This window comes from Deltaproteobacteria bacterium, from assembly GCA_009930495.1.
GTDB lineage: Bacteria > Desulfobacterota > Desulfovibrionia > Desulfovibrionales > Desulfomicrobiaceae > Desulfomicrobium.
In genome coordinates this window covers 1-1353 of record RZYB01000409.1, presented here as the reverse complement: position 1 = coordinate 1353, position 1353 = coordinate 1, and the positions used below count along the sequence as shown (strand labels likewise).

Genomic DNA, 1353 nt, shown 5'->3' with positions numbered 1-1353 from the left:
TGAAGTCCGTGCGCGAGGCCCGGACCCAGGCCCCGGCCTTCCGCGTGGAAGCGGGAGCCACCGACGCCGAAAAGTTCCGCGCGGCGGCCGAAGAGTCCATTCTCATGCGCGGCGGTCTGGTCCCGGCCAAGGACAACGCCCTGGCCGCCATGACCTTGCGCGAATTGGCGCGGGAATGTCTGACCCGCTCCGGGCAGCGCAATTTGGGCAACAACCTTCCGGCCATCATCGGGCGCGCCCTGACCAGCTCCGACTTTCCCAAGATATTGGCCAACGCCTCCAACAAGTCCCTTCTGACCGGCTACGAGCAGGCCGAGGAAACATGGATGCAGTGGTGCGCCACGGGCGCGGCCAACGACTTCAAGACCCATTCCGTGGTCCGGCCCTCGGAAATCGGAGACCTGAACGAGGTGCGCGAGATGGATGAATACCAGTACGCCACCCGCTCCGAAGCCCAGGAGCAATTCACTATCGCCACCTATGGCAACCTTTTCGCCATTTCACGCCAGGCCATCATCAACGATGACCTTGGAGCCCTGACCACCATTCCCCAGGGACATGGCGAAGCGGCGGCCCGCAAGGTGGGCGACGTGGCCTATTCCGTTTTGACCGCCAACGCGGCCATGGGCGACGGCGTGGACCTGTTCGACGCAACCCATGACAACGTGGCCGGCACGGCCGGAGCCGTGGCCATCGCCACCTTGTCCGCCGGCATCGCGGCCATGAAGACCCAGAAGGACATCCTTGGCCTGCGCTCCCTGAATATCCGCCCCCGCTTTTTCCTGGCTCCCGTGGCCCTGGAAGGCGCGTGCGAGCAGATTTTCCTCTCGAATTTCGAGGGCACCCAGGCCGCGCCGAACAAGGCCAACCCCTACACCGGCAACTACTTCGCCCGCGTCTACGATCCGCGCCTGGATCTGGATTCGGAAAAGGCGTGGTACCTGGCCGGCCCCAAGGGCAAGACCGTGACCGTCTTTTTCCTGAACGGCGTGCAAAGCCCTTATCTGGAAAGCCGGGAAGGTTTCAGCGTGGACGGCGTGGAATACAAGGTGCGCATCGATTGCGGCGCCAAGGCAGTGGATTGGCGGGCACTGTACCGCAACGAGGGCGCATAGCATGTTGAACCGGGAAGTGGTGCTTGAACTGCGGAACCTGCTGAACGCGGCCAAGACGGGCGTGGACTACACGGCCCGCGACAAGGCCGCGTGCCCGGCCTGCGGGCACCAGCTTTCAACCATGGCGACCAGACCGTGGGACGGAGGCTTCCGGACCCGATACCATAAATGCATCAATCCGGACTGCGTGCTGGCCATGCTGGACCAGAGCGTGAAGTCCATTCAGGAGATATGAACC

General features: G+C 63.6%; 1 protein-coding gene. It reads left to right on the top strand.

Annotated elements, in window-relative coordinates; genetic code table 11:
• Positions 1-1116: 1116 nt before the first annotated feature.
• A complete protein-coding gene (locus tag EOL86_15065; protein NCD26889.1) occupies positions 1117-1350 on the top strand; it encodes a transcriptional regulator in 234 nt (77 codons plus the stop codon).
• Positions 1351-1353: the final 3 nt, after the last annotated feature.

Excerpts from the sequence above, each read along its gene's own strand:
- EOL86_15065 (NCD26889.1), top strand. The coding sequence starts at position 1,117 with ATGTTGAACCGGGAAGTGGTGCTTGAACTGCGGAACCTGCTGAACGCG.